At 59.6% G+C, this 20,369-nt stretch carries 16 protein-coding genes; 9 read left to right on the forward strand and 7 right to left on the reverse strand.

Annotated features, from left to right (window positions below):
- The 3 genes from AC5S3R_RS13760 to AC5S3R_RS13770 form a co-directional block, all read left to right on the forward strand.
- The coding region (locus AC5S3R_RS13760) for a transposase (RefSeq protein WP_494267639.1) at positions 1-289 on the forward strand (289 nt) is incomplete at its 5' end.
- Positions 290-397: 108 nt separating this feature from the next.
- On the forward strand, positions 398-775 hold the full coding sequence (locus tag AC5S3R_RS13765; RefSeq protein WP_494267640.1) for an iron chaperone: 378 nt from the start codon (positions 398-400) through the stop codon (positions 773-775).
- A 484-nt stretch (positions 776-1,259) separates the two neighbouring features.
- Complete coding sequence (locus AC5S3R_RS13770; protein ID WP_494267641.1) at positions 1,260-3,206, forward strand: S53 family peptidase; 1,947 nt, start codon at positions 1,260-1,262, stop codon at positions 3,204-3,206.
- 7 nt (positions 3,207-3,213) lie between these two features.
- Here AC5S3R_RS13770 and AC5S3R_RS13775 read toward each other — a convergent pair whose 3' ends face one another.
- The 5 genes from AC5S3R_RS13775 to AC5S3R_RS13795 all read right to left on the reverse strand — a co-directional run bounded on the left by AC5S3R_RS13775 (position 3,214) and on the right by AC5S3R_RS13795 (position 8,653).
- Positions 3,214-4,050, reverse strand: coding sequence for a sugar phosphate isomerase/epimerase family protein (locus AC5S3R_RS13775; protein WP_494267642.1), 837 nt, complete (start codon positions 4,048-4,050; stop codon positions 3,214-3,216).
- A 139-nt stretch (positions 4,051-4,189) separates the two neighbouring features.
- Complete coding sequence (locus AC5S3R_RS13780) at positions 4,190-5,815, reverse strand: M28 family metallopeptidase (RefSeq protein ID WP_494267643.1); 1,626 nt, start codon at positions 5,813-5,815, stop codon at positions 4,190-4,192.
- A 55-nt stretch (positions 5,816-5,870) separates the two neighbouring features.
- Positions 5,871-7,304 carry a dihydrolipoyl dehydrogenase gene (gene lpdA / locus AC5S3R_RS13785; RefSeq protein WP_494267644.1) on the reverse strand — a complete coding sequence of 478 codons (1,434 nt, stop codon included), beginning with the start codon at positions 7,302-7,304 and terminating at the stop codon, positions 5,871-5,873.
- Between the two features lie 102 nt (positions 7,305-7,406).
- Complete coding sequence (gene miaA / locus AC5S3R_RS13790) at positions 7,407-8,348, reverse strand: tRNA (adenosine(37)-N6)-dimethylallyltransferase MiaA (RefSeq protein WP_494267645.1); 942 nt, start codon at positions 8,346-8,348, stop codon at positions 7,407-7,409.
- Positions 8,349-8,449: 101 nt separating this feature from the next.
- Positions 8,450-8,653: a hypothetical protein gene (locus AC5S3R_RS13795; protein WP_494267646.1), complete on the reverse strand. Its 204-nt coding sequence runs from the start codon at positions 8,651-8,653 to the stop codon at positions 8,450-8,452.
- An 83-nt stretch (positions 8,654-8,736) separates the two neighbouring features.
- On the opposite strand from AC5S3R_RS13795, the gene purD reads away from it, so the two are divergent.
- The gene (gene purD / locus AC5S3R_RS13800) at positions 8,737-10,008 is read left to right on the forward strand and encodes a phosphoribosylamine--glycine ligase (RefSeq protein WP_494267647.1); all 1,272 of its coding nucleotides are present in this window, start codon (positions 8,737-8,739) and stop codon (positions 10,006-10,008) included.
- Between the two features lie 173 nt (positions 10,009-10,181).
- Here the strand turns inward: purD and AC5S3R_RS13805 are convergent, their stop codons facing one another.
- On the reverse strand, positions 10,182-10,466 hold the full coding sequence (locus tag AC5S3R_RS13805) for a zinc-ribbon domain containing protein (protein ID WP_494267648.1): 285 nt from the start codon (positions 10,464-10,466) through the stop codon (positions 10,182-10,184).
- A 362-nt stretch (positions 10,467-10,828) separates the two neighbouring features.
- Positions 10,829-11,026 (reverse strand): 30S ribosomal protein S21, encoded by a 198-nt coding sequence (rpsU, locus tag AC5S3R_RS13810; RefSeq protein WP_026448468.1) that lies wholly within the window; start codon positions 11,024-11,026, stop codon positions 10,829-10,831.
- 292 nt (positions 11,027-11,318) lie between these two features.
- On the opposite strand from rpsU, the gene AC5S3R_RS13815 reads away from it, so the two are divergent.
- From AC5S3R_RS13815 to AC5S3R_RS13835, 5 genes are all read left to right on the forward strand, one after another.
- The gene (locus AC5S3R_RS13815) at positions 11,319-11,876 is read left to right on the forward strand and encodes a gamma carbonic anhydrase family protein (RefSeq protein WP_494267649.1); all 558 of its coding nucleotides are present in this window, start codon (positions 11,319-11,321) and stop codon (positions 11,874-11,876) included.
- Between the two features lie 175 nt (positions 11,877-12,051).
- The gene (locus AC5S3R_RS13820; RefSeq protein ID WP_494267650.1) at positions 12,052-12,396 is read left to right on the forward strand and encodes a PadR family transcriptional regulator; all 345 of its coding nucleotides are present in this window, start codon (positions 12,052-12,054) and stop codon (positions 12,394-12,396) included.
- 24 nt (positions 12,397-12,420) lie between these two features.
- Positions 12,421-15,039 (forward strand): ABC transporter permease, encoded by a 2,619-nt coding sequence (locus tag AC5S3R_RS13825; RefSeq protein ID WP_494267651.1) that lies wholly within the window; start codon positions 12,421-12,423, stop codon positions 15,037-15,039.
- Between the two features lie 8 nt (positions 15,040-15,047).
- Positions 15,048-17,678 (forward strand): ABC transporter permease, encoded by a 2,631-nt coding sequence (locus tag AC5S3R_RS13830; protein ID WP_494267653.1) that lies wholly within the window; start codon positions 15,048-15,050, stop codon positions 17,676-17,678.
- Between the two features lie 8 nt (positions 17,679-17,686).
- Positions 17,687-20,368, forward strand: a complete 2,682-nt coding sequence (locus tag AC5S3R_RS13835; protein ID WP_494267654.1) for an ABC transporter permease — start codon at positions 17,687-17,689, stop codon at positions 20,366-20,368.
- Position 20,369 lies beyond the last annotated feature (1 nt).

A 20,369-nucleotide genomic window follows, 5' to 3' on the forward strand; every position in this document is an offset into this window, starting at 1 on the left:
CGAGGCCGTGATTGCCGACAAGGGCTACGACTCGGACAAGATCGTCGCGCATGTGAAAGTGGCGATGAAAGCCCAGGCGGTGATTCCGCCGCGCTCCAACCGCAAGCTGCAGCGCGAGTACGACAGAACCTTGTATAAGCTGCGCAACCGCATCGAACGCTGTTTCAGCAGATTAAAACAGTTCCGCAGATTCGCCACTCGCTACGAGAAATCGAAAACGTGCTTCCAAGCCCTCGTCGCACTCGCCTGCTCTGCCATCATCCTTAACCTAATTGTCGATACGGCCTAGGGACTAGTAAAGGCAACTCTATTGCTGCGGCATGTGCGAGGCTAAAAAGTCGAATAATGTTTTCAGTGCGGAATCATGTTGATATCATCCTTTTTCTGGAGGGTCGGCATGAAGAAGGCCGGTGGGTCGGATTTGGAGGCGGTGGAGGCTTACCTGGCGGCGGTGCCGGAACCGGCTCGCTCTACGCTGGGGAAGGTGCGGGAGGCGATTCGCGCAGCTGTGCCGGAGGAGGCTACCGAGGGGATGAGCTATGCGATGCCGGCATTCCGGTATAAGGGCGTGCTGGTGAGTTATGCGGCGTTTAAAGGGCATTGCAGCTTGTTTCCCATGTCGGCGGCGCTGATGGATGCGATGGGCGAGGCCGTGGCGCGGTACCGGACGGCGAAGGGGACGCTGCAGTTTTCGCATGAGAGGCCGCTGCCTGCGGCGTTGGTGAAGAAGATTGTGAAGGCTCGCGTGGCGGAGAATTTGGCGCGGAGGAAGTAATGCGACGGGTTTGTGGGGATTGAGGACGGGGGTATGAGTTCCCACCCTTCTCCACCCCAGCGAGCACAAATCGCTCGCCGGGGGCCCCGGTACAGCAGAAAAAAACCGCAAGGATGGGGCACGACAGATTTGGGGTAAAAGCATACCTCAGGGGCTAAAGCCCTGTGCTTTTGTAGGCCTTCTGATTGCCGGGATAAATCCCCGGCCTACCCAGTGCCCTGGTGGCTTAAATCCAGACAATGCCTGTGCGGGGTTGGGTACGGTTTTTGTATAGGTTTGAGTCACTTACGAAATAGCCGGTAAGTACCTTTATTTCCAAGTACCTTTGGTTACTGTGCGGAGTACCTTTGTGACGAGTGGCGGAAAGAATTTTGCTAATGTTTTGCGCGCCGGAACACTAGATTAGAGGGAGTTAAGAAAGCGGCATATCGATAAAGGCGCGGGCCGCTGCGCAAAAAAGCTCTCCTAGAGAAGGAAGCGACCCTTGGACAACTTTCGTTTTACCCATGCTGGGGCAACTGTGCTCCTGGCTACTGTTTTGTATGTGCCTGGTTCTCTCTTGACGGTGTCGGCCCAGACGCCGGGGAAGGTTTTGGTGCGTCCGGATTTAGCTCCGGAGCTGCGGCTGGATGAGAGCCGTCGGGTGGTTCTGACTGGAAATACGCCTGCCATTGTGCGGGCCGGCATTGATATGGGGCCGGTGGATGGTGGGCTGCAGCTTGAAAAGATGATGTTGCTGCTGAAGCCTTCTGCGCAGAAACAGGCGGCGCTGGATGCGCTGGTGGCGGCGCAGCAGAAGCCGGGGGCTGCGGAGTTTCATCGCTGGGTGACGCCGGAGGATTTTGGGGCGAGATTTGGAGCGGATGCCGGCGATGTGGCGCAGGTAACGGCGTGGCTTGAGGGGCATGGGTTCTCTGTAGACGAGGTGGCGGCGGGGCGGCGGGTGATTTGCTTTTCCGGCTCGGCGGCGCAGGTAGAGGATGCCTTTGCAGCTCCGATGCACCGCTTTGCTGCAATGGGGATTGGCTCTTCTGCTGTGGAACATATTGCGAATGTGCGGGACCCGGAGGTTCCGGCGGCGCTGGCGGGAGTGGTGGCCGGGGTGGTTTCGCTGCATGATGTGCGGCGGCGGTCAGCTTTGCATGTGAACAAGCCGCTTGTCGCGCAAAAGCAGGATTCGCGCGGGGCGTGGGATACGGGGGGCTTTCACTATCTCTACCCGGCGGATATGGCGGCGATTTATGACGCAGCTCCGCTTTACACCGATGGCACGGCGGGTAAGGGCGTGGGGATTGCTGTAGTGGGGCGGAGCAATCTGCAGGAGAGCGATGTGGCGGCATTTCGCAAGGCGGCGGGGCTGCCGGCAAGCAAGCCGGAGGTGATTTTGCCGGGCAAGGACCCGGGGTTGGTTACCGGCGACCAGATTGAGTCGACGCTGGATGTGGAATGGGCGGGGGCGATGGCTCCGGCGGCGAAGGTGACGTTGGTAGCTGGAAAGACTTCGGCGACTACGGATGGGGTGGACCTGGCAGCGGCTTACGTTGTGAACCATGCTGTTGCGCCGGTGGTGAGCGTGAGCTATGCCGAGTGCGAGCAGGCGATGGGCGCGGCGGAGATGGCGTTTTACAACAGCCTTTGGGAGCAGGCAGCGGCGGAGGGGATGAGCGTCTTTGTGGCATCCGGCGATGAGGGAGCGGCGGGATGCAATGCGGGAACGGATGAGGAAGGCACGCAGGCGGCGGTGAATGGGATGTGCTCGTCTCCGTATGCGACCTGCGTGGGCGGAACGGAGTTTGAGGATTCGGCAGACGCGCAGGAGTACTGGACGGATGCGAATGGCTCGGGGAACGGGTCGGCACTGGGGTATATTCCCGAGCAGGTTTGGAATGAGAGCGCGGCGGACAACGGCTATGGGCTTTGGGCTACGGGCGGCGGGGTGAGCACGGTGTATACGCAGCCGTCGTGGCAAACGGGCGTGACGGCGAACGCGATGCGGACGGTGCCGGATGTGGCGCTGACGGCGGCGGCGCATGATGGCTATGTGGTGATTGAGAACGGGTCGCAGTGGGTGGTGAGCGGTACGTCTGCGGCTACGCCGAGCTTTGCGTCGGTGATGGCGCTGGTGGTGGAGTCGCAGGGCGGCTGGCAGGGGAATGTGAATTCGGCGCTGTATATGCTGGCGAAGGCGGAGCCGGGAGCGTGGCATGAGACGGCTTCCGGGACGAACTCGGTGCCGGGCGTGACGGGATTTGCAGCGACGGGCGAGACATACAACCTGGCGACGGGGCTGGGCAGTGTGGATGCGAAGGTGCTGGTGGCGAAGTGGGCGGTGACGAAGCTGAATCCGAAGGCTACTCCGCAGCCGGTGGGGATTCATGCCGGCCCTGTTTCAGGACCGGCAAAATCGATGCGGACGGCGCGGGCTTACTGATTCGCGCTTATTCCGAGAGGTTTTCGCCGAGCTTGGCAAAGGCGCTCTGGATTTTGGCGGGGATGTCGGCGGGATTGTCGCCGAGGGCGTAGCCGATTTCGAGCACGGCCGCGGGGGGCGTGGGAATGGCTTTCAGCAGGCTTGTGGTCTGTTCCCAGTTGATGTCGCCGTCGCCGGGCCAGAGATGTTCGTCGCGCATGCCGTGGTTGTCGTGAAAGTGCAGCGACTTGACGCGCTTGGCGAGGACGGAGACTGCCTCCGGGATGCCAACGGTACAGTTGGCGTGGCCGAGGTCGAGGCAGACGCCTACGTTATCGAGATGGCCGAGGTCGAGGACCGTGAGCAGGCGCTCGGGTGTTGTGGGCTCGCTGATGAGGTTTTCTACGAGCAGCTTGACGCCAAGGGGCGCTGCGAATGCGCCGAGGTGTTCGAGCGCGGTGAGTGAGTACTCCATGGTGCGCTGCGACCAGGTATCGGTGCGCTCGCCGAGGTGGACGACGAGGAACTTGAGGGGGATGTGCTCGGCGGTTTCAAGGGCGCGCTTGATTTCGTCCATGGCGTCGATGCGGCGGGCTTTTTCCGGGTGAACGACGTTGACGGCGGGAGCGCCGGCGCGGCCCATTTCGCGGTCAGGAAAGAGTGGCGCGTGCATGGAGAAGGCTTCCAGCGGGTTGGAACGGAACCAATTGGCAAGCTCCAGCACGCTGTCGCGGCTGGTGTAGTCGAAATGCTGACGGGCGGCGAAGATTTCAACCGCTTGTACACCCGTGCCCCGGATCGTTTCGAGCAGTCCGGGGTGCAGGCGCTGATTCAAAAATAGATGCGTAGAGAGAACCCGCAGCATGAGTCACAACTCCAGGCCGTTCTGGATAAATTGCAGGAATCGGCCATTGTTACCTCCTATTTTCTCACTTTTTGAATAACTTACAGCGAAGAAGCAGTGAATGTTTGAGGTTACTGTTGGGGTGCGGGGGCGCGGATGGTTATTGCCCGTGCTGGAACTGGCTGCCGGGGAGGAAGGCGGGGCGCTGAGAGGTGTCGGCTACGGCTCCGACGAGGCGGTAGAAGAAGAGATTGAATTTGGTAGCGGCGTCGAAGTCCATGGGCTGCGTAAGGTCGTCTTGCGGGCGGTGGTAGCGGACCTGATACCACTCGCGGTAGCGCTTTTCGGCGTCGGTTCCGGGGTCGAAGCCGAAGACGAAGGAGATGGCCGGGACGCCTGCGCGGAGGAACGGGAACTGGTCGGCGCGGCGGAGAAGGCCGCGTTCGGGTTCACGGTCGGCACGCAGCTCGATGCTCATTTTTGCGCCGACTTGTTTGGTGGTTGCGCCGAGGGTGGTTTCGTCGATGGCCATGGCGGTGAGGATGTTGAGCGGGAAGAGCGGGCGGAGCTGGTCGAGGTTGATGTCGGCGGCCATTTGAGCGAGCGGGATGGTGGGGTGCGCGACGAACCAGTTGGAGCCGAGGAGGCCTTTTTCTTCTCCGGTGAAGGCGCAGAAGAGGATGGAACGCTTGGGCTGCGGGAGTGAGAGGCCGTCTGATTTATGCGCGGCGCGCAGGGCGGGGTTCATGTCTTCTGCCATTTGCGTGAGCAGCGCGACGTAGGCTGCGTCGTCGAGCGCGCCGTTGTAGAGGGCGTCGCCGTTGACGGGAGTGCCGTAGCCATAGCCGTCGAGGTGCGCGGCTACTACTACGTATTCGTCTTTGAGTTTTGGGTCAGTGCCGGGGAGGACTGCGAGCACGTTGGGAGAGCTTATTTCCTTTTCCGTGGTGGTGACTTTGACGGCGAGGCGGGCGGGGATGTCGAAGCTCTTGAGGGGCTGTTTGGCGCCGCCGGTTTTGAGGATTTCCGCGGCGTCCTGGCCGGAGCCTTTTAGCAGATTGGTGAAGGCTGCCGCGCTGAGGCGCATGGAGAGGAAGGGCTTGCCGTCTGCGGATGGTCTGTGGCGTTCGCTGCTGCCTTGTTTCAGCGAGACGGAACGTGAGTAGGCGAAGGGCCAGCGCGGCGGCTCGATGGAGAAGTATGGGTCGTCGATGTTGATAATTCCTGCGGCTCCGGCAGCGCGGACGCTGGTTGTGCGCTCGCCGCCGTTGGGGAGGCCCTGCCGCTGCGTGCCGAAGCAGAGCACGAATTTTCCCGCTACGTCGGGGCCTACATCGTTTTTGCCGCAGTAGCCGCGGAAGACGAGTGCGCCTTCGATGCCGTTGGGCGCGGCGGTTGGGGTGACAGTGATTTCTTCGAGGAAGCGGAGAGGGAGTGCTTCGCCTGAGGTGCGCGTGACGAGGAAGCTGGTGCCTTCGGGCGTTACATCGACCTGGTGCATGGGGACGGCCTGGAAGTAGCTGCCGTTTTCTCCGGCGGGCTGGAGGCCGGCTTGCTTCCAGCGGTCGGCTACGAACTCGGCGGCGTGCTGGTAGGCGGCGGTGCCGGTGTCGCGGCCTTCCATGCCATCGTTCGAGAGCGCTTCGGTGAGGTGCCACCATGCGCGGGTGTCGGCATCGTGAATCTGCGCGTCGCGGGGGTGCGCGGGGGCTTGTGCGACGGCGTGGATAGAGATCAGGCTTGCGCATGCGAGGGCTGCGCACAGGGAAGCTGGAATTCTCCGCATGTGGCGCATCGTAACACGAATTGTGCTTCGCGCAATTCGTGTTACACGCGGCGCCTTATGCGTTGATGGCTTTGCCTTCTACGGCGGCGTAGGCGTCTAGCAACGCTTCGGCTAGCGTGGGGTGGGCGTGGATGGTGAACATCAGCTCGTCTACCGTGCCTTCCAATTCCATTACGGCTACGGCTTCGGCGATTAGCTCGGTGGCCGACGGGCCGATGATGTGGACGCCGAGAATCTCGCCGTACTTGGCGTCGGAGACGATTTTTACGAAGCCGTCGTGGGAGTCCACGATTGTTGCCTTGGAGTTTCCGGCGAAGGGGAATTTGCCTACCTTGACTTCGTAGCCTTTTTCTTTGGCCTGCGCTTCTGTCAGGCCGGCGGAGCCGATTTGCGGCTCGGTGTAGGTGCAGCCTGGGATGCGGTCGCGGCGGACGGGGCGGAATTTGCGGCCCGCAATGGCGTACATGGCGACGATGCCGCTCATGCCGCCGACGTGGGCGAGCTGCGGCAGGCCGGCGACGATGTCTCCGACGGCGTAGATGCCGGGCTCGGCGGTCTGTTGGGCTTCGTTGACCTTGATGAAGCCGCGGTCCAGCTCGATTTTGGTCTTCTCGATGTTGATGCCGCCGGTGCGCGGGGCGCGGCCTACGGCTACGAGCACCTTGTCGGCTTCCTTTTCGACGAGCTTGCCTGCGGCGGTCTTCCACGTTACTTTCACGCCTGTTTCGGTTTTTTCAATGCTCTCGACGGTGCAGCTTGTGTTGACGTCGATGCCGCGCTTTTTGAAGAGGCGGGTTAGCTCCTTGGAGATTTCTTCGTCTTCTACCGGGACGATGCGCGGGAGGAATTCGACGATGGTCACTTCTGTGCCGAAGCTGCGAAAGATGGAGCTGAACTCCACGCCGACCGCTCCGGAGCCGACGACGATGAGGGACTTGGGCGGCTCGGGGATGGAGAGAATTTCAATGTTGGTGAGAATGCGGTCGTCGGGCTTGATGTTGAAGAGCGTGCGGGCTTCAGAGCCCGTGGCGACGATGATGTTCTTCGATTTGACTTCGGACTTGGCGCCGTCGGCGGTGGTGAGCTCAAGGGTGTGGATGCCATCGACTGCGGGGCCGGTGAGGCGGCCGTAGCCGGAGATGGTCGTGACCTTGTTCTTCTTCATGAGGAACTCAAGGCCCTTGGTGTGCTTGTTGACGATGCCGGTCTTGCGCTGCTGGACGGCGGACCAGTTGAGCTGGGGCGTGCCGATGCCGTCGATGCCGTAGGCTGCGGCGTGCTTGAGATGGTCCCAGATTTCGGCGTTGAAGAGCAGGGCCTTGGTGGGGATGCAGCCGACGTGGAGGCAGGTGCCGCCGAGGACTTTTTCCGCTTCGATGAGTGCGACCTTGAGGCCAAGCTGCGCTCCGCGAATGGCGGCGGTATAACCGGCGGGGCCGGAGCCGAGTACGGCTACGTCATAGAGGATTTCGGAAGTTGCGTCTGCCAAGGTTTGCTCCGTTCGGTTGCTTGTGACTCTTCAGTTTAGCGGAAGGGGCGATTGGCTGGGGTTAATCCCCGGCCTACCAGATTGCCCTACCTAAAGAGTCGTTCAGGAGGGGAAAAGATTCGCGCGGACGAGGTGGAGGACAGCGGAGAGCGTGGCAGGGGTGTCGCCGAAGTCGGCTTGCCAGTGGACTTCCGGCTCGCGGCGGAACCATGTGAGCTGGCGCTTGGCGTAGTTGCGGTGGCCCTGTTGCGCGGCGGCGATGGCTTCGGGCTCGGTGAGCATGTTGTCGAGGATGGCTAGAGCCTGCTTGTAACCAAGGGAGTCGAGAGCTTTTACTCGGCCATAGCGAGTGAGCAGGGTTCGGGTTTCTTCGATAAGGCCTGAGGCGAACATTTCGGCGCAGCGGCGGTTGAGGCGGTCGTAAAGCGCTGCGCGGGGCGGGTTGAGGCCGATACGCAACAAGCGGAAGCCGGTGAGCGGGTCGCGGGTTAGCTGCTCGGACATGGGCTTGCGGCTAGCGAGAGTGACTTCGATGGCGCGGATAAGCTTGGGGGTGTCGTTGGCATGGATGCGGGCGGCTGTTGCGGGATCGAGTTTGGTGAGAACGCGATGAAGCCAGTTGGGGCCATGTTTTTCGGCGCTGGCGCGTAGGCGGTCGCGGAGGTCCTCGCTGCGCGTGGGTCCGGCGAAGAGGCCTTCCGTCAGGGCGCGGAGGTAGAGGCCGGTTCCGCCGGTGACGATGGGGAGACGGCCTCGTTTTGCGATTTCATGCAAAGCGGCGCGGGCTTCACGGCTGTACTCGCCAGCGGTGTAGGGCTCGTCGGGGTTGGCTACGTCGATGAGATGGTGCGGGGCTTGTTTGCGCTCTTCGCGTGTGGGCTTGGCGGAGCCGAGGTCCATGCCGCGGTAGACGGCTACGGAGTCGCAGTTTACGATTTCGCCGTTGAAGAACTCAGCGAGCTTGAGCGAGAGCGCGGTTTTGCCACTGCCGGTGGGGCCGAGCAGGAGGACCGCGAGCGGTTCGGATGTGCTGGTGTTGCTCACAGAGCTAGTTTATGCGGCATGTGAGTGGGAGATTCCCTCAGGGGCTAAAGCCCAGTTTCTTTTGCGACAGGGATGTACGGGCTGAAGCCCGTACCCTTCACTTATGGCTTCCACCAGTTTGGGATCCAGAGCCATGCTTTGTTGCCGTGGAAGTACCACCATGCCAGAATAGCCAGCGCGAAAAAGAGCAGGCCGAAGACCTGGTTGCGCTGGAAGGTGCGGGTTTGCGCGGCGCGGCGGGCGGCGGCTTCCTGCTGCTCGATATGGGGCTGGATGCGGCGGTTGGGCATGGCTTCTGCAACCATCTTATCGCTGGGTTTCCATCGCACATTGACTTAGGGTTGTGTGATTGCTGACCATAGGCTTTTACGAAGGGAATAACTGACTGATGAAAGTCCTGATTCTTGGCGCGGGCGGGCGGGAGCACGCGATTGCCTGGGCTGTGCTGCGTTCTCCGCAGGTTACTGAACTGGTTTGCGCGCCGGGCAACGGCGGTATGGCGGCGATTGCTCGCACTGTGCCCGTGAATGTTGGCGATTTGAATGCCATGATTGCGCTTGTCGAGGCTGAGCGACCTGACCTGACCATCGTGGGGCCCGAGCTGCCGCTTTCGCTGGGCATTGTGGATGCTTTGGAGGAGCGCGGTTTTCGCGCCTTTGGGCCTACGCAAGAGGCCGCGATGCTGGAGACCAGTAAGGGCTTTGCCAAGCGGTTTATGCAGCGGCACAAGATTCCTACAGCGGCGTATGCGGTTTGCACCACCCTGGCCGAGGCGCACGAGGCGGTGGAGCATTTCCACGCGCCGATTGTGGTGAAGGCTGACGGGCTGTTTGCGGGCAAGGGCGTGATTATCTGCGAGTCTCGCGCAACGGCGCTGGAGGCGGTGGATGGGCTTTTCTCCGGCAAGCTGCTGGGAGAGAAAGCTGAGCAGATTGTTATCGAGGAGTTTCTTGAAGGCGAGGAGCTGAGCCTGCTTTGCCTGAGTGATGGGGCGCACGTTGTTCCGCTGGCTCCGGCGCAGGACCACAAGCGGATTGGCGAGGGCGACAAGGGGCCGAATACGGGCGGAATGGGCGTCTACTCGACCGACGCGTTGCTGGATGCGAACATGACGGACTGGATTCTGCGGCATATTGCGGAGCCGACGATCAGCGGCATGGCTGCGGAGGAGACTCCGTTTGTGGGCGTGCTGTATGTGGGGCTGATGATGACGCCGCGCGGGCCGCAGGTGCTGGAGTTCAATGCACGCTTTGGCGATCCGGAGACGCAGGCGGTTTTGCTGCGGCTGGAGAGCGACCTTGTGGACTTGCTGGAGGCCTGCATTGACGGCAAGCTGAACGAGAAGGCGCTGAAGTGGACGCCGGGGGCCGCGGCTACCGTGGTTGCAAGCTCGGCTGGGTATCCGGGGAAGTATCACACGGGGTATCCGATCAGCGGGTTGGAGAACGCCGCCAAGGTGCCGGGCGTGCAGGTGTTTCACTCGGGCACAGCCTTGAAAGATGGGCAGGTTGTGACGGCGGGCGGACGCGTGCTGGCGGTTACGGCTACCGGAGAGACGCTGGAAGAGTCGCTGGGCCGGGCCTACCAGGCGATGGGAGAGATCAGCTTCGAGGGGATCTACTTCCGGCGGGATATTGGGCACCGGGCGTTGAAGAAGTAAAGCAGGGTACGGGGTAAAAGCTTCTTACACGCGCAGAGTGGTGATAGCTCTGCGTGTGTGAGAGGCGAAGCTATATTTCTATAGAACCAAAAGGTGTTAGAACCTATAATTTGTGAAGCCGCAGTCTGCCATCTCACAGCGTTGCAGTGAGATGGGTGACAAAGAGCAGTGGCCTACGTTCGCGCGGGCGCCGCTTTTTGAAAACAGGAGCGGCAGAGCACGGGGCGGCCCTGCGTGGGGCGAAAAGGGACTGTGGTCTCGTTTCCGCATTCGGAACACGTGGTGCGCGTTTCCGCGCGTACACGCACTCCGCCAGAGGCGCGCTTTGCCTTGCAGGGCTTGCAGCGCTTGGGCGTATTGGTAAAGTGTTTTTCCTGGAAGAAGAGTTGTTCGCCAGCGGTAAAAACGAACTCGTTACCGCAATCCACACACGTGAGCACTTGATCGGTAAATTCCATGACCGGCTTCCCAAAAGACAGGGAAATCCTGTTGATCGGCCATAATCTGCGCGCGTGAGCCGGTCCCGTTCCCCTAATCCGCACTTCTATGTACTGCCTGGGCCCGGCCGCAAATAAATAAGCGGCAAAACAACGCACCTTCCGGAGAAGGGTTTACTAAATCAGGGGCAATGGCTACCCACCGTCGGAGGAGAGTGTTGCCTGTACCTTAAGCTGCCGCCTTTATTGATGTGATGAACCGGGCGACAGGTAAAAAGACTGCGTGCGGGGGAACGACTGTGTGTGGTGTTTTGAACTTGTAAAGCGTTTCAGGATTCCTTCCGCCGGCTGCTTTGTGCCGCCGGCGGAAGAGCCCTATTAAGTTAGTCCTGCTCTTTACGAGCCTTCTTGCGATTGCGCTTGCGGGCCAGAGCAGCCTTGACGCGCTTCTTTTCGCCCGGCTTCAGGTAGTAGGAGTGACGCTTGACTTCCTTGATGATGTCTTCCTGCTGAACCTTCCGCTTAAAGCGGCGCAGCGCGTTTTCTAACGGCTCGCCTTCTTGAACACGAACTTCCGCCAAAGGGTATACACCTCCAAACCTGCCTGGGCGGCCATAGTAAATTCTGAGTTGCTGTATCTCGAAGCCACAGCGCTTAAGTTGACGCGCCCACCGGGGAGCGGCAACCTTGAACAAAGCTCATAAGACAGGCTTACTCAGAATTTGCTCTCATCTATGATACTGGATTGTTGCCTGAAGAGCCAGTGGCAAGCGCTTGAGGCTTGCACGTAACCCTTGCGGCTATAGCTTTACCTTTGTAACGCATTGAAAAACATCTATTTGTGAAGGCAGCTACAGACGAACGGAGGAAGTTATGATTCGCAGCTACCAGGGGCGCTGGCCGAAAATTCCCGCCAGCAGCTATGTGGATGTGTCGGCGCAGGTGCTGGGAGACGTGACGCTGGGGGAAAACTCCTCGGTGTGGTTCAACGCGGTGCTTCGCGGCGATGTGAACTCGATTCGCGTCGGAAACAACTCCAACGTGCAGGATTGCTGCGTGCTGCATGGGCAGCGGAACCTCTACTCCGTAACGGTGGGCGACTGGGTAACGATTGGCCACAACGCCACGGTGCACGGCTGCGTGGTGGAGGACGCTGTGCTGATTGGCATGGGCGTGACTATTCTGAATGACTGCCGCATCGGCGAGGGGTCAATTATTGCCGCCGGGGCCGTGCTGCCGGAGCATACGGTGGTTCCTCCGCGGACGCTGTGGGCCGGCGTGCCGGGCAAGCTGCGCCGTGAGCTGGGCGATAAAGACCGCGAGCTGATTCTGGAATATGCGAAGAACTATCTGGATTACACGAAGATTTTCCTGGCGGAAAATCTTCAGGGTGCAGGGGACGGGGTGCAGGGGACAGGGGTTTATAAATAAGCAGCAAAGGCCATAAAAAGCGAAAAGCCTATAGAAACAATGTCTTATAGATATTTTTGCAGGCTTCCGCAGGGAGCGCCGCGGAGGCTGATTGGCGGCCGCCAGGCCGCAGTAGCTGCATGCAATGCCAAAATACCTATTTTCAAAATAGGTATTTTAGGCGTATTCTCCCTGCATGGCGAAAAACCCTCATCATCGCGATTTATTTCCGGGGGCGCTGGAGATCATGATTCTCCAGTCACTGCGGCTGAAGCCCATGCACGGCTATGCGCTTGTGAAGCACATCAAAGAGGTTTCCGACGATCTGCTGCAAGTGGAGGAAGGCTCGCTCTACCCGGCGCTGCAGCGAATGCTGAAGGAAGGCTGGCTGGAGGCGGAGGCTGGGGTTTCGGCGAAAGGCCGCCCTACGCGCATTTACCGGCTTACCGAGGCGGGGATTCGGCATCTTGAAAAAGAAGTTGTGAGTTTTGAGCGGATGTTTGCGGGGATTACGCGCGTGCTGGCTATTGCCAAGGCATAACTGCCAGAAATCCGGAGGCTCACCATGGGATTGCTTGGGCAAATCTTTTCCCGCCGTCGCCGCTATGACGATATTTCGGTATCGATTCAGGAGCACATTGATGAGCGTGCTGACGAACTTGTTGCTGACGGCATGACGCGCAAAGAGGCCGAGCAGACTGCGCGGCGGGAGTTTGGCAATGCCACGCTCATGGAGCAGCGTAGTCGCGAGGTGTGGCAGTTGGCGCGTCTGGAGTCGCTATGGGCAGATATGCAGCAGGGCTTACGGCAGATTAGAAAATGGCCGGGGTTTGCCGTAGCAGTGGTCCTGACGATGGCGCTTGGCATCGGGGCGACTACGCTCATCTTTACGCTGGTGTATGCAACGCTGCTGCGCAGCCTGCCGTATTCTCACGCAGAACGCATCATCCACATCAAGGATGAACGGCTGCAAGGGCAATCCACGGCGGGAATGATGGGCGTGCTTCGCTTCTTTGACCTGCATGCTCGTACAAGGTCCATCGAAAACCTGAGCTTCTTTTACTTTGACCGCAAAACTCTTGTCTGGGATACGCACCTGCCCGTTGCCGTCAAAGGTGTGAGTACCAATTGGGAGTTCTGGAAGGTCTTTGATGTACAGCCGTTGCTGGGCCGCACTTTTAACGAGAGCGAAGACCAGCCTTATGTGCCCGATGCTATTGTGTTGAGCTACTCCGGCTGGCAGAGAATCTTTGGCGGCGATCCCAACGTGCTCAATAAAAAAGTGGCGTTCGCAGGAGAAGCCGCGACCATTGTCGGTATCATGCCGCAAAACTTTGCCGAGCCAGCAGGAATCGACCTCTGGCATCCGGCGCACTTCACACCAGGCTGGACGACTAGCCGCAATGAAGGCACGCGCTTTATTAACGTTTTTGCGCGATTGAAGGAAGGCACGTCGCTTGCGACAGCGCAGCAGGACTTTCAGCGCATTGGAGAGCAGCTGCAGCGGGAATATCCATCCACCGATGTGGTGTGGCAATTCACAAGTGAGACGCTACGAGATGACCTCTATGGCGGGCTTCGGCCTGCGCTGCTGGTCTTGTTGAGCACGTCCGGTTTTCTGCTTCTGATTGCCTGCATCAACGTTGCCAACCTGCTGTCTTCGCGCGCCACATCGCGGGAACGCGAAGTGGCTTTGCGAAGAGCACTGGGAGCATCCAGCCGCAGAATCCTGCAGCAATTTCTTGTAGAGAGCATCTTGCTGGCACTGCTTGGCGGAGGGATTGGCCTGGCTTCCGCATTTGTGCTTGTGCATGCAACCTCCGGCAAGCTACCTGGGCGGCTTGGAACGCCGGGCGTTGTGGAAATGCACTGGCCGGTGATGTGGTTTGCGCTTGGCATTTCGGTTTTCACGGGAGTTGCGTTTGGCCTTGTGCCTGCCTCGATGAGCCGCCGTCTGGCTTTGAATACGAGCTTGAAACATAGTGACTCGCGACTCAGCAGCACATCCGGAAATAAGGTGCGTAACGGTTTTATCGCAGTTCAGGTGGGGCTTTCGCTGGTGCTGCTGATTGGGGCATCTTTGCTGGGCGAGTCATTCTGGAAACTTGTGAAGTCTCCGCTTGGCTTTGAACCCGACCACCGGCTGACGTTCTCTATCAATTTGCCGTGGTACACCAAGGACGCGGAGACCCACAATTTCTACACAGGCGTGCAGCAGAGACTTGAGTCGCTGCCGGGCGTAATTGCCGTTGGGCAGATTGACGCACTGCCGACGATTAACTGGCAACTGCGAAGCAGCTTCGATGCAGACTGGCTTCCGCGTATTCCCAATCATCCGCAAATCAATGCCGAAGACCGGCATATTGCCGGCGACTATCTCAAGGCAATGGGGATTCCGCTGCTGGCTGGGCGCGGCTTTACGCAAGCTGATCTGAATGCAAAACCTATCCGCATCATGGTAAACCAGCAGTTGGTACAGCAATATCTTCCGGATGGAAACCCCATTGGAAAGCACTTGCTGTATGGCAAGGACTCGTTTGAGATTGTGGGAGTGATTGGCAACGTGCGCGGAACAGCGGGTTCGATTGCGAATCATCCGGGCGCGGAGATTTATTGGCCTGCGGACATGGTGAATGACGGAGTGGTGCAGCGCTATTTCATCCTTCGCTCGCATCTGCCTCCGGAACAGTTGATTGAGGCTGTCAGGGAACAAGTGCACCAGGTTGATGCACAGCAAGCTATTGGCAACGTAAGCACAATGGACGATCTGCTTGACCAGGCTGTTGCGCAGCCGAGGTTCAATATTCTGCTGGTTGCATTTTTTGCATTCACAGCGCTGTTGCTGGCCTGCGTGGGTATCTACGGCGTGGTGGCTTATTCCGTGGCGCAACGAACGCAGGAAATAGGCGTACGCATGGCCTTAGGCGCAACGCGGAAACAGATTTCGCTCCACTTTATGCGGCGGACTTTAACAGCCGCTGCGGTGGGCATGGCTATCGGCGCGTGTGTAGCTCTTGTGTTGAGCCGTTTTCTTGTGAGCCAGCTTTACGGCGTCGATCCTGCAAGCGCGCCGGTCTATCTTCTGGCTGCTCTGCTGTTGCTTATTCCTATAACGCTGGCAACGTTGCAGCCTGCATGGAAGGCGTCTGGAGTGAATCCAACCGAAGCGCTACGCGCCGAATAGGAGTGAGTATGAGCTTTTTCTCGCGGCAGAAGCGGTATGACGATATTTCTGTCTCCATTCAGGAGCATATTGATGAGCGTGCCGATGAGCTGGTGGCTGATGGCATGACACGCAAAGAGGCAGAACAGGCGGCACGGCGGGAGTTTGGCAACGCTACGCTTATGGAACAGCGCAGCCGAGAGGTGTGGCAGTGGGCATTCGTCGAAAGCTTATGGGCTGACCTGAAGTACGCAATGCGGCAATTACGCAAGGCTCCGGGATTCAGCGCGGTTGTCATGGCGATCCTGGCTCTGGGCATTGGCGCGAATACAACTGTGTTCAGCGTTGTGGATGCGGTAATGCTTCGTCCGCTGCCGTATGCCAAGCCACAACAGCTTGTAGAAGTGCAAACAAGCCAGGATCAGCAGTACGAATCGAGCAATGTCTGCTATCCGGATTTCTTCGATTGGCGCGCCCAGAATCATAGCTTCGAGCACATGCTCTCATATCATGACGTGTCGTACACACTGACTGGGATAGAGCGCCCGGTGCGGCTGAGTGGTGAAGTTGTTTCGTGGGAGATGTCTCCGACGCTCGGCATTCAACCAGAGCTGGGTCGTGCATTTTCGCCCGAGGATGAGAAGCGCGGAACACGCGTTCTCCTTATCAGTCATGATTTGTGGAAGTCGCAGTTTGCCGGCGATCCTTCCATCGTCGGCCATGCTCTTCGCTTGAGCGGAAAGAGCTACACAATTATCGGAGTTATGCCGGCAACGTTCCGTTTTCCGGTGACGGCGCCGAAGAACAACCTGTGGACAACGCTGGCGGAAGACGACGATCCCGCTGATCCGCACCCGCTTACCAACAATCGCGGAGTACATTTTTTCTCCGTGATGGGAAGGCTGAAGCCCGGAGTCTCCATTGCACAGGCTGACCAGGAGATGAAGGCGATTGCAGCGAGGCTTGCGAAACAGTATCCCGAGACGAACACGCGCCACAGCTTTGTGCAGGTGGAAAGCGAACTCAAGTCCGTGTTGGGCGATACGAGTACGCTGCTGATGGTGGTGCTGGGCGCGGTGGTGCTGGTGCTGCTGATTGCCTGCGGCAACATTGCCAATCTGATGTTGGCGCGGATGCGAGACCGGCAGCGCGAGATTGCAATGCGTTCCGCGCTGGGCGCAGGCAGGATGAGAATTGTGCGGCAGCTTTTAGCGGAGAGCCTTTTGCTGGGGCTTGCAGGTGGCGTTGCGGGATGCGTGCTTGCCTTTGTCTGCACGCCCGTTGTACTTAGGCTCATTGGCGATAGCGTTCCGCGCGCGGCAGATGCGGGAGTAGATTTGCCGGTGCTGGGATTTGCATTGGCAGTAGCGCTGCTGTCCGGAATCGTCTTCGGAGTTGTTCCCGCACTAACTGCCGCAAAGGTAGATCTTGTTTCCACGCTGAAGGAAGGCGGACGCTCCGATGTTTCCAGCCACGACTGGCTTCGCTCGGCGGTGATTGTGGGACAAGTGGCGCTGGGGATTGTGCTGACTGCCGGAGCGGGGCTGCTCATTACCAGCTTTGTGAAACTGACGCGCATGGATGAAGGCTTCCGTCCCGATCACGTTTTGACTTTTACTTTTGAGACGCCCGACTCTCGCTACAAGGACACGCGCCCACAGTTCTACCAGGAGTATTTTGAGAAGCTGCGCGCTCTGCCGGGAGTGAAGTCCGCGGGCGGAACCATGTTTCTGCCCATGGTGAATGATTCGGCTGTTATCACCTTTGAGAATCCGGAGCATCCTGTTCCGAAGGGCCAACTGTCGGGCGCGGAACTTTCGCTCAACTCTCCCGGTTTTTTTCAGACGTTACAGGTTCCGGTGATCAAGGGCCGCGACTTCACCGAGGCAGACAACGTGAATGCGCCGCAGGTGATGGTGGTGAACCAGGCATTTGCGCAGCGCTATTTTCCCGGAGAAGATCCGATTGGAAAGAAGCTTAAGCCGGGCGTGGGCGGCAGTCCGGAGAAGGGTTCGCCGTGGCGCACCATCGTGGGCGTTGTGGGCAATGTGCGGCACTACGCCACGCAGCTTGAGATGGCTCCGATGATGTATGTGCCCGCCAGCCAGGTTCCGCAGTGGTGCTGCCTGTATTCCGCGGTACGCACATCGTTCGATCCGGCAAGCCTTGAGCCGGAAGTGAGGCGGCTGGTTGCTTCGATGGACAGCGATATCCCGGTGACGGAAGTACGCACCATGCCGGAACTGCTCTCGCTGCAACTGAGCCAGCCGCGCTTCGCGATGGTGCTGCTGGGAGCCTTTGCAGGGCTGGCGTTGCTGCTGACGGTGGTTGGGCTTTACGGAGTGATCGCGTACTCGGTATCGCGGCGAACGCGTGAGATTGGCGTGCGGCTGGCTCTTGGGGCGCAACGAAGCTCCGTGATGGGGATGGTGCTGCGTGAAGCTGCCGTGCTGCTGTTTACCGGAATTGCGATTGGCGTTGCGGCATCGCTTGCATCGGCGTCCGTGCTCGCAACCGTACTGTATGACGTGGAGCCTCGCAATCCTTTGGTGCTTTCGACTGTTTGCGTTGTGGTGGCGCTGACGGGCATTCTGGCTGCGTATATTCCCTCCATGCGTGCTGCATCCGTTGATCCCATGCAGGCTCTTCGAGCCGAATAGGAGTGAGTATGAGCTTTTTCTCGCGGCAGAAGCGGTATGACGATATTTCTGTCTCCATTCAGGAGCATATTGATGAGCGTGCCGATGAGCTTGTGGCTGACGGCATGACGCGCAAAGAGGCCGAACAGGCGGCACGGCGGGAGTTTGGCAACGCTACGCTCATGGAACAGCGCAGCCGAGAGGTGTGGCAGTGGGCGTGGCTTGAGTCTGCTCTGAGCGATGCGCGGTTTGCGCTGCGGCGGCTGCGGAAGGCTCCGGGGTTTGCGGTGACGATTCTGCTGACGCTGGCGATTGGCATTGGCGCGAACACGGCAGTCTTTAGCGTGGTGAATGATGTGCTGCTGAAGCCGCTGCCTTATCCGCATGCGGAACAGTTGGCGTATCTGCGGCTGGATGCGCCGGGAGCGGGTGGCTTGTCCGATGCCAGCAACGGGCTGCAGCTTTCGCGGTCGATGTACCTGACCTTCTCGCAGCACAACCATAGCTTTGAGTCGATGGGCGTGTTGACGACGAAGAACGTGAACATCACGGGGATTGCGCAGCCGGAAGAAGTGAATGCGGTGCTTGTGAGCGGCGGAGTGCTGGAGACGCTGGCTGTTCCGCCTGTGGCAGGGCGCTGGTTTACGGCGGCGGACCAGGACCCGCGCGGAGACATGTCCGTGATGTTGAGCTATGGCTACTGGCAGCGCAGGTTTGGCGGTGACCGTGGCGTGATTGGCCGCAGCCTGCAGGTGAATGCTCAGACACGCACGATTGTGGGTGTGATGCCGAAGAACTTTCGCGTAGTGGACCAGGACTTTGACGTGCTGATTCCGCTGGCGATTGATCCGACGAACCAGAAGCTGGCGGGGTTTGGGTATGCGGGGATTGCGCGGCTGAAGCAGGGAGTAACGCTGGCGCAGGCGGATGCGGATGTTTCGCGGCTGATTGGACTATGGATGGATTCGTGGTCGAACGGGCCGGGGTCGAATCCGCACTACTACGAGGTGTGGAAGATAAGGCCGAACTTTCGTCCGCTGAAGCAGCAGGTGGTTGGCGACATTGGCAACGTGCTGTGGGTGGTGATGGCGACAGTGGGGCTGGTGATGCTGATTGCGTGCGTGAATGTGGCGAATCTGCTGCTGGTGCGTGCGGAGACGCGGCACCAGGAGCTTTCGATTCGCGCAGCGCTGGGTGCGGGTCGCGGACGCATTGTGCGCGAGCTGCTGATGGAAAGCGTCGTGCTGGGTTTGATGGGCGGCGTGGTGTCGATTGGCGTGACGTATGCGGGGTTGCGTTTGCTGGCGGCGATGGGGCCGGTGGATTTGCCGCGGCTGAGCGAGATTCGATTTGATGCCGGCTCGCTGGGATTTACGTTTGCGCTGTCGGTTTTCTCGGGGCTGCTGTTTGGTTCGATTCCGGCGCTGAAGTATGCGCGGATGAAGGGCGCGGCGATGATGGTTGGCAACAACCGCACGGCAAGCGTGGGGCGCGCACAGCAGCGCTCGCGCAATGTGCTGGTGGTGGCGCAGGTGGCCATGGCGATGGTGCTGCTGGTGAGCTCCGTGCTGATGATTCGCACCTTTGCGGCGCTGCGGCATGTTGAGCCGGGCTTTCAGGATGCGGCGCATATCGAGACCGTGAATATCTTTATCCCGGCGCAGATGGCGGACGACCAGCATGTAGTGGCGCGGATGCAGCGCGAGATTATGGACAAGCTTGGGGCGATTCCGGGCGTGATTTCGGTTGGCTTTGGAGCCGCGATGCCGATGGATGGGGATGACCCGAACTATGACCTGATTGCGGTGGAGGGAAAGGCGTATCCGGGCGGCGATGGGCCGATGCAGCTCTACAACTACATTTCGCCGGGATATTTTGCGACGCTGGGAACGCGCCTGGTGGCGGGCCGCGACTTTACATGGGATGACCTGGAAGGCGTGCGGCCTATGGTGATTGTTTCGGAGAGTTTTGCGAAGGAGAACTGGGGCTCTGCTGCGGCTGCGGTTGGCAAGCGACTGAAGAAGTATAACGATTCGCCATGGCAGGAGGTGATTGGCGTGGTGCAGGACGTGTATGTGCACGGCGTGGATACGGCGGCTCCCGGCATCATCTACTGGCCTACGATGTTTTACGAACGCTTTGCGCCGCCTCCGGCGATGATTGGGCTGCGGTTTGTCTCGTTTGCAATGCACACGAGCCGCGTGGGCACGGAGGACCTGCTGAACCAGATGCAGCAGGCGGTGTGGTCTGTGAATGCGGATTTGCCGCTGGCACAGGTGGGCACGCTGCAGCAGCTTTATACAAGGTCGATGGCGCAGACTTCGTTCACGCTGGTGATGCTGGCGATTGCGGGTACGATGGCGCTGCTGCTGAGCATCATCGGAATTTACGGCGTGATTTCGTACTCGGTGTCGCAGCGCACGCGGGAGATTGGGATTCGGCTGGCGCTGGGAGCGCAGAAGGACGGGCTGCGGTGGATGTTTGTTCGCTCGGCGATGGTGCTGACGGCAATTGGAGTGGTGATTGGCGTGGGCGCGGCGGCGGGGTTGGTGAGCTTGATGAAGTCGCTGCTCTTCGGCGTGAGCCCGCTCGACCCGGTTTCGTTTGTTGCGGTGCCAGTGGTGCTGGCGGCTGCGGCTGCGGTAGCGAGTTATCTGCCGGCGCGGAAAGCGGCTGCTGTTGATCCGGTGGTGGCGCTGCGGGCGGAGTGAA

The organism is Occallatibacter sp. FHG110214_02 (assembly GCF_059115385.1).

Coding starts and splice junctions, on each gene's coding strand:
- AC5S3R_RS13765 (WP_494267640.1), top strand. CDS start 398: ATGAAGAAGGCCGGTGGGTCGGATTTGGAGGCGGTGGAGGCTTACCTG.
- AC5S3R_RS13775 (WP_494267642.1), bottom strand. CDS start 4,050: ATGCTGCGGGTTCTCTCTACGCATCTATTTTTGAATCAGCGCCTGCAC.
- AC5S3R_RS13780 (WP_494267643.1), bottom strand. CDS start 5,815: ATGCGGAGAATTCCAGCTTCCCTGTGCGCAGCCCTCGCATGCGCAAGC.
- AC5S3R_RS13795 (WP_494267646.1), bottom strand. CDS start 8,653: ATGGTTGCAGAAGCCATGCCCAACCGCCGCATCCAGCCCCATATCGAG.
- purD (WP_494267647.1), top strand. CDS start 8,737: ATGAAAGTCCTGATTCTTGGCGCGGGCGGGCGGGAGCACGCGATTGCC.
- AC5S3R_RS13805 (WP_494267648.1), bottom strand. CDS start 10,466: ATGGAATTTACCGATCAAGTGCTCACGTGTGTGGATTGCGGTAACGAG.
- AC5S3R_RS13815 (WP_494267649.1), top strand. CDS start 11,319: ATGATTCGCAGCTACCAGGGGCGCTGGCCGAAAATTCCCGCCAGCAGC.
- AC5S3R_RS13820 (WP_494267650.1), top strand. CDS start 12,052: ATGGCGAAAAACCCTCATCATCGCGATTTATTTCCGGGGGCGCTGGAG.
- AC5S3R_RS13825 (WP_494267651.1), top strand. CDS start 12,421: ATGGGATTGCTTGGGCAAATCTTTTCCCGCCGTCGCCGCTATGACGAT.
- AC5S3R_RS13830 (WP_494267653.1), top strand. CDS start 15,048: ATGAGCTTTTTCTCGCGGCAGAAGCGGTATGACGATATTTCTGTCTCC.
- AC5S3R_RS13835 (WP_494267654.1), top strand. CDS start 17,687: ATGAGCTTTTTCTCGCGGCAGAAGCGGTATGACGATATTTCTGTCTCC.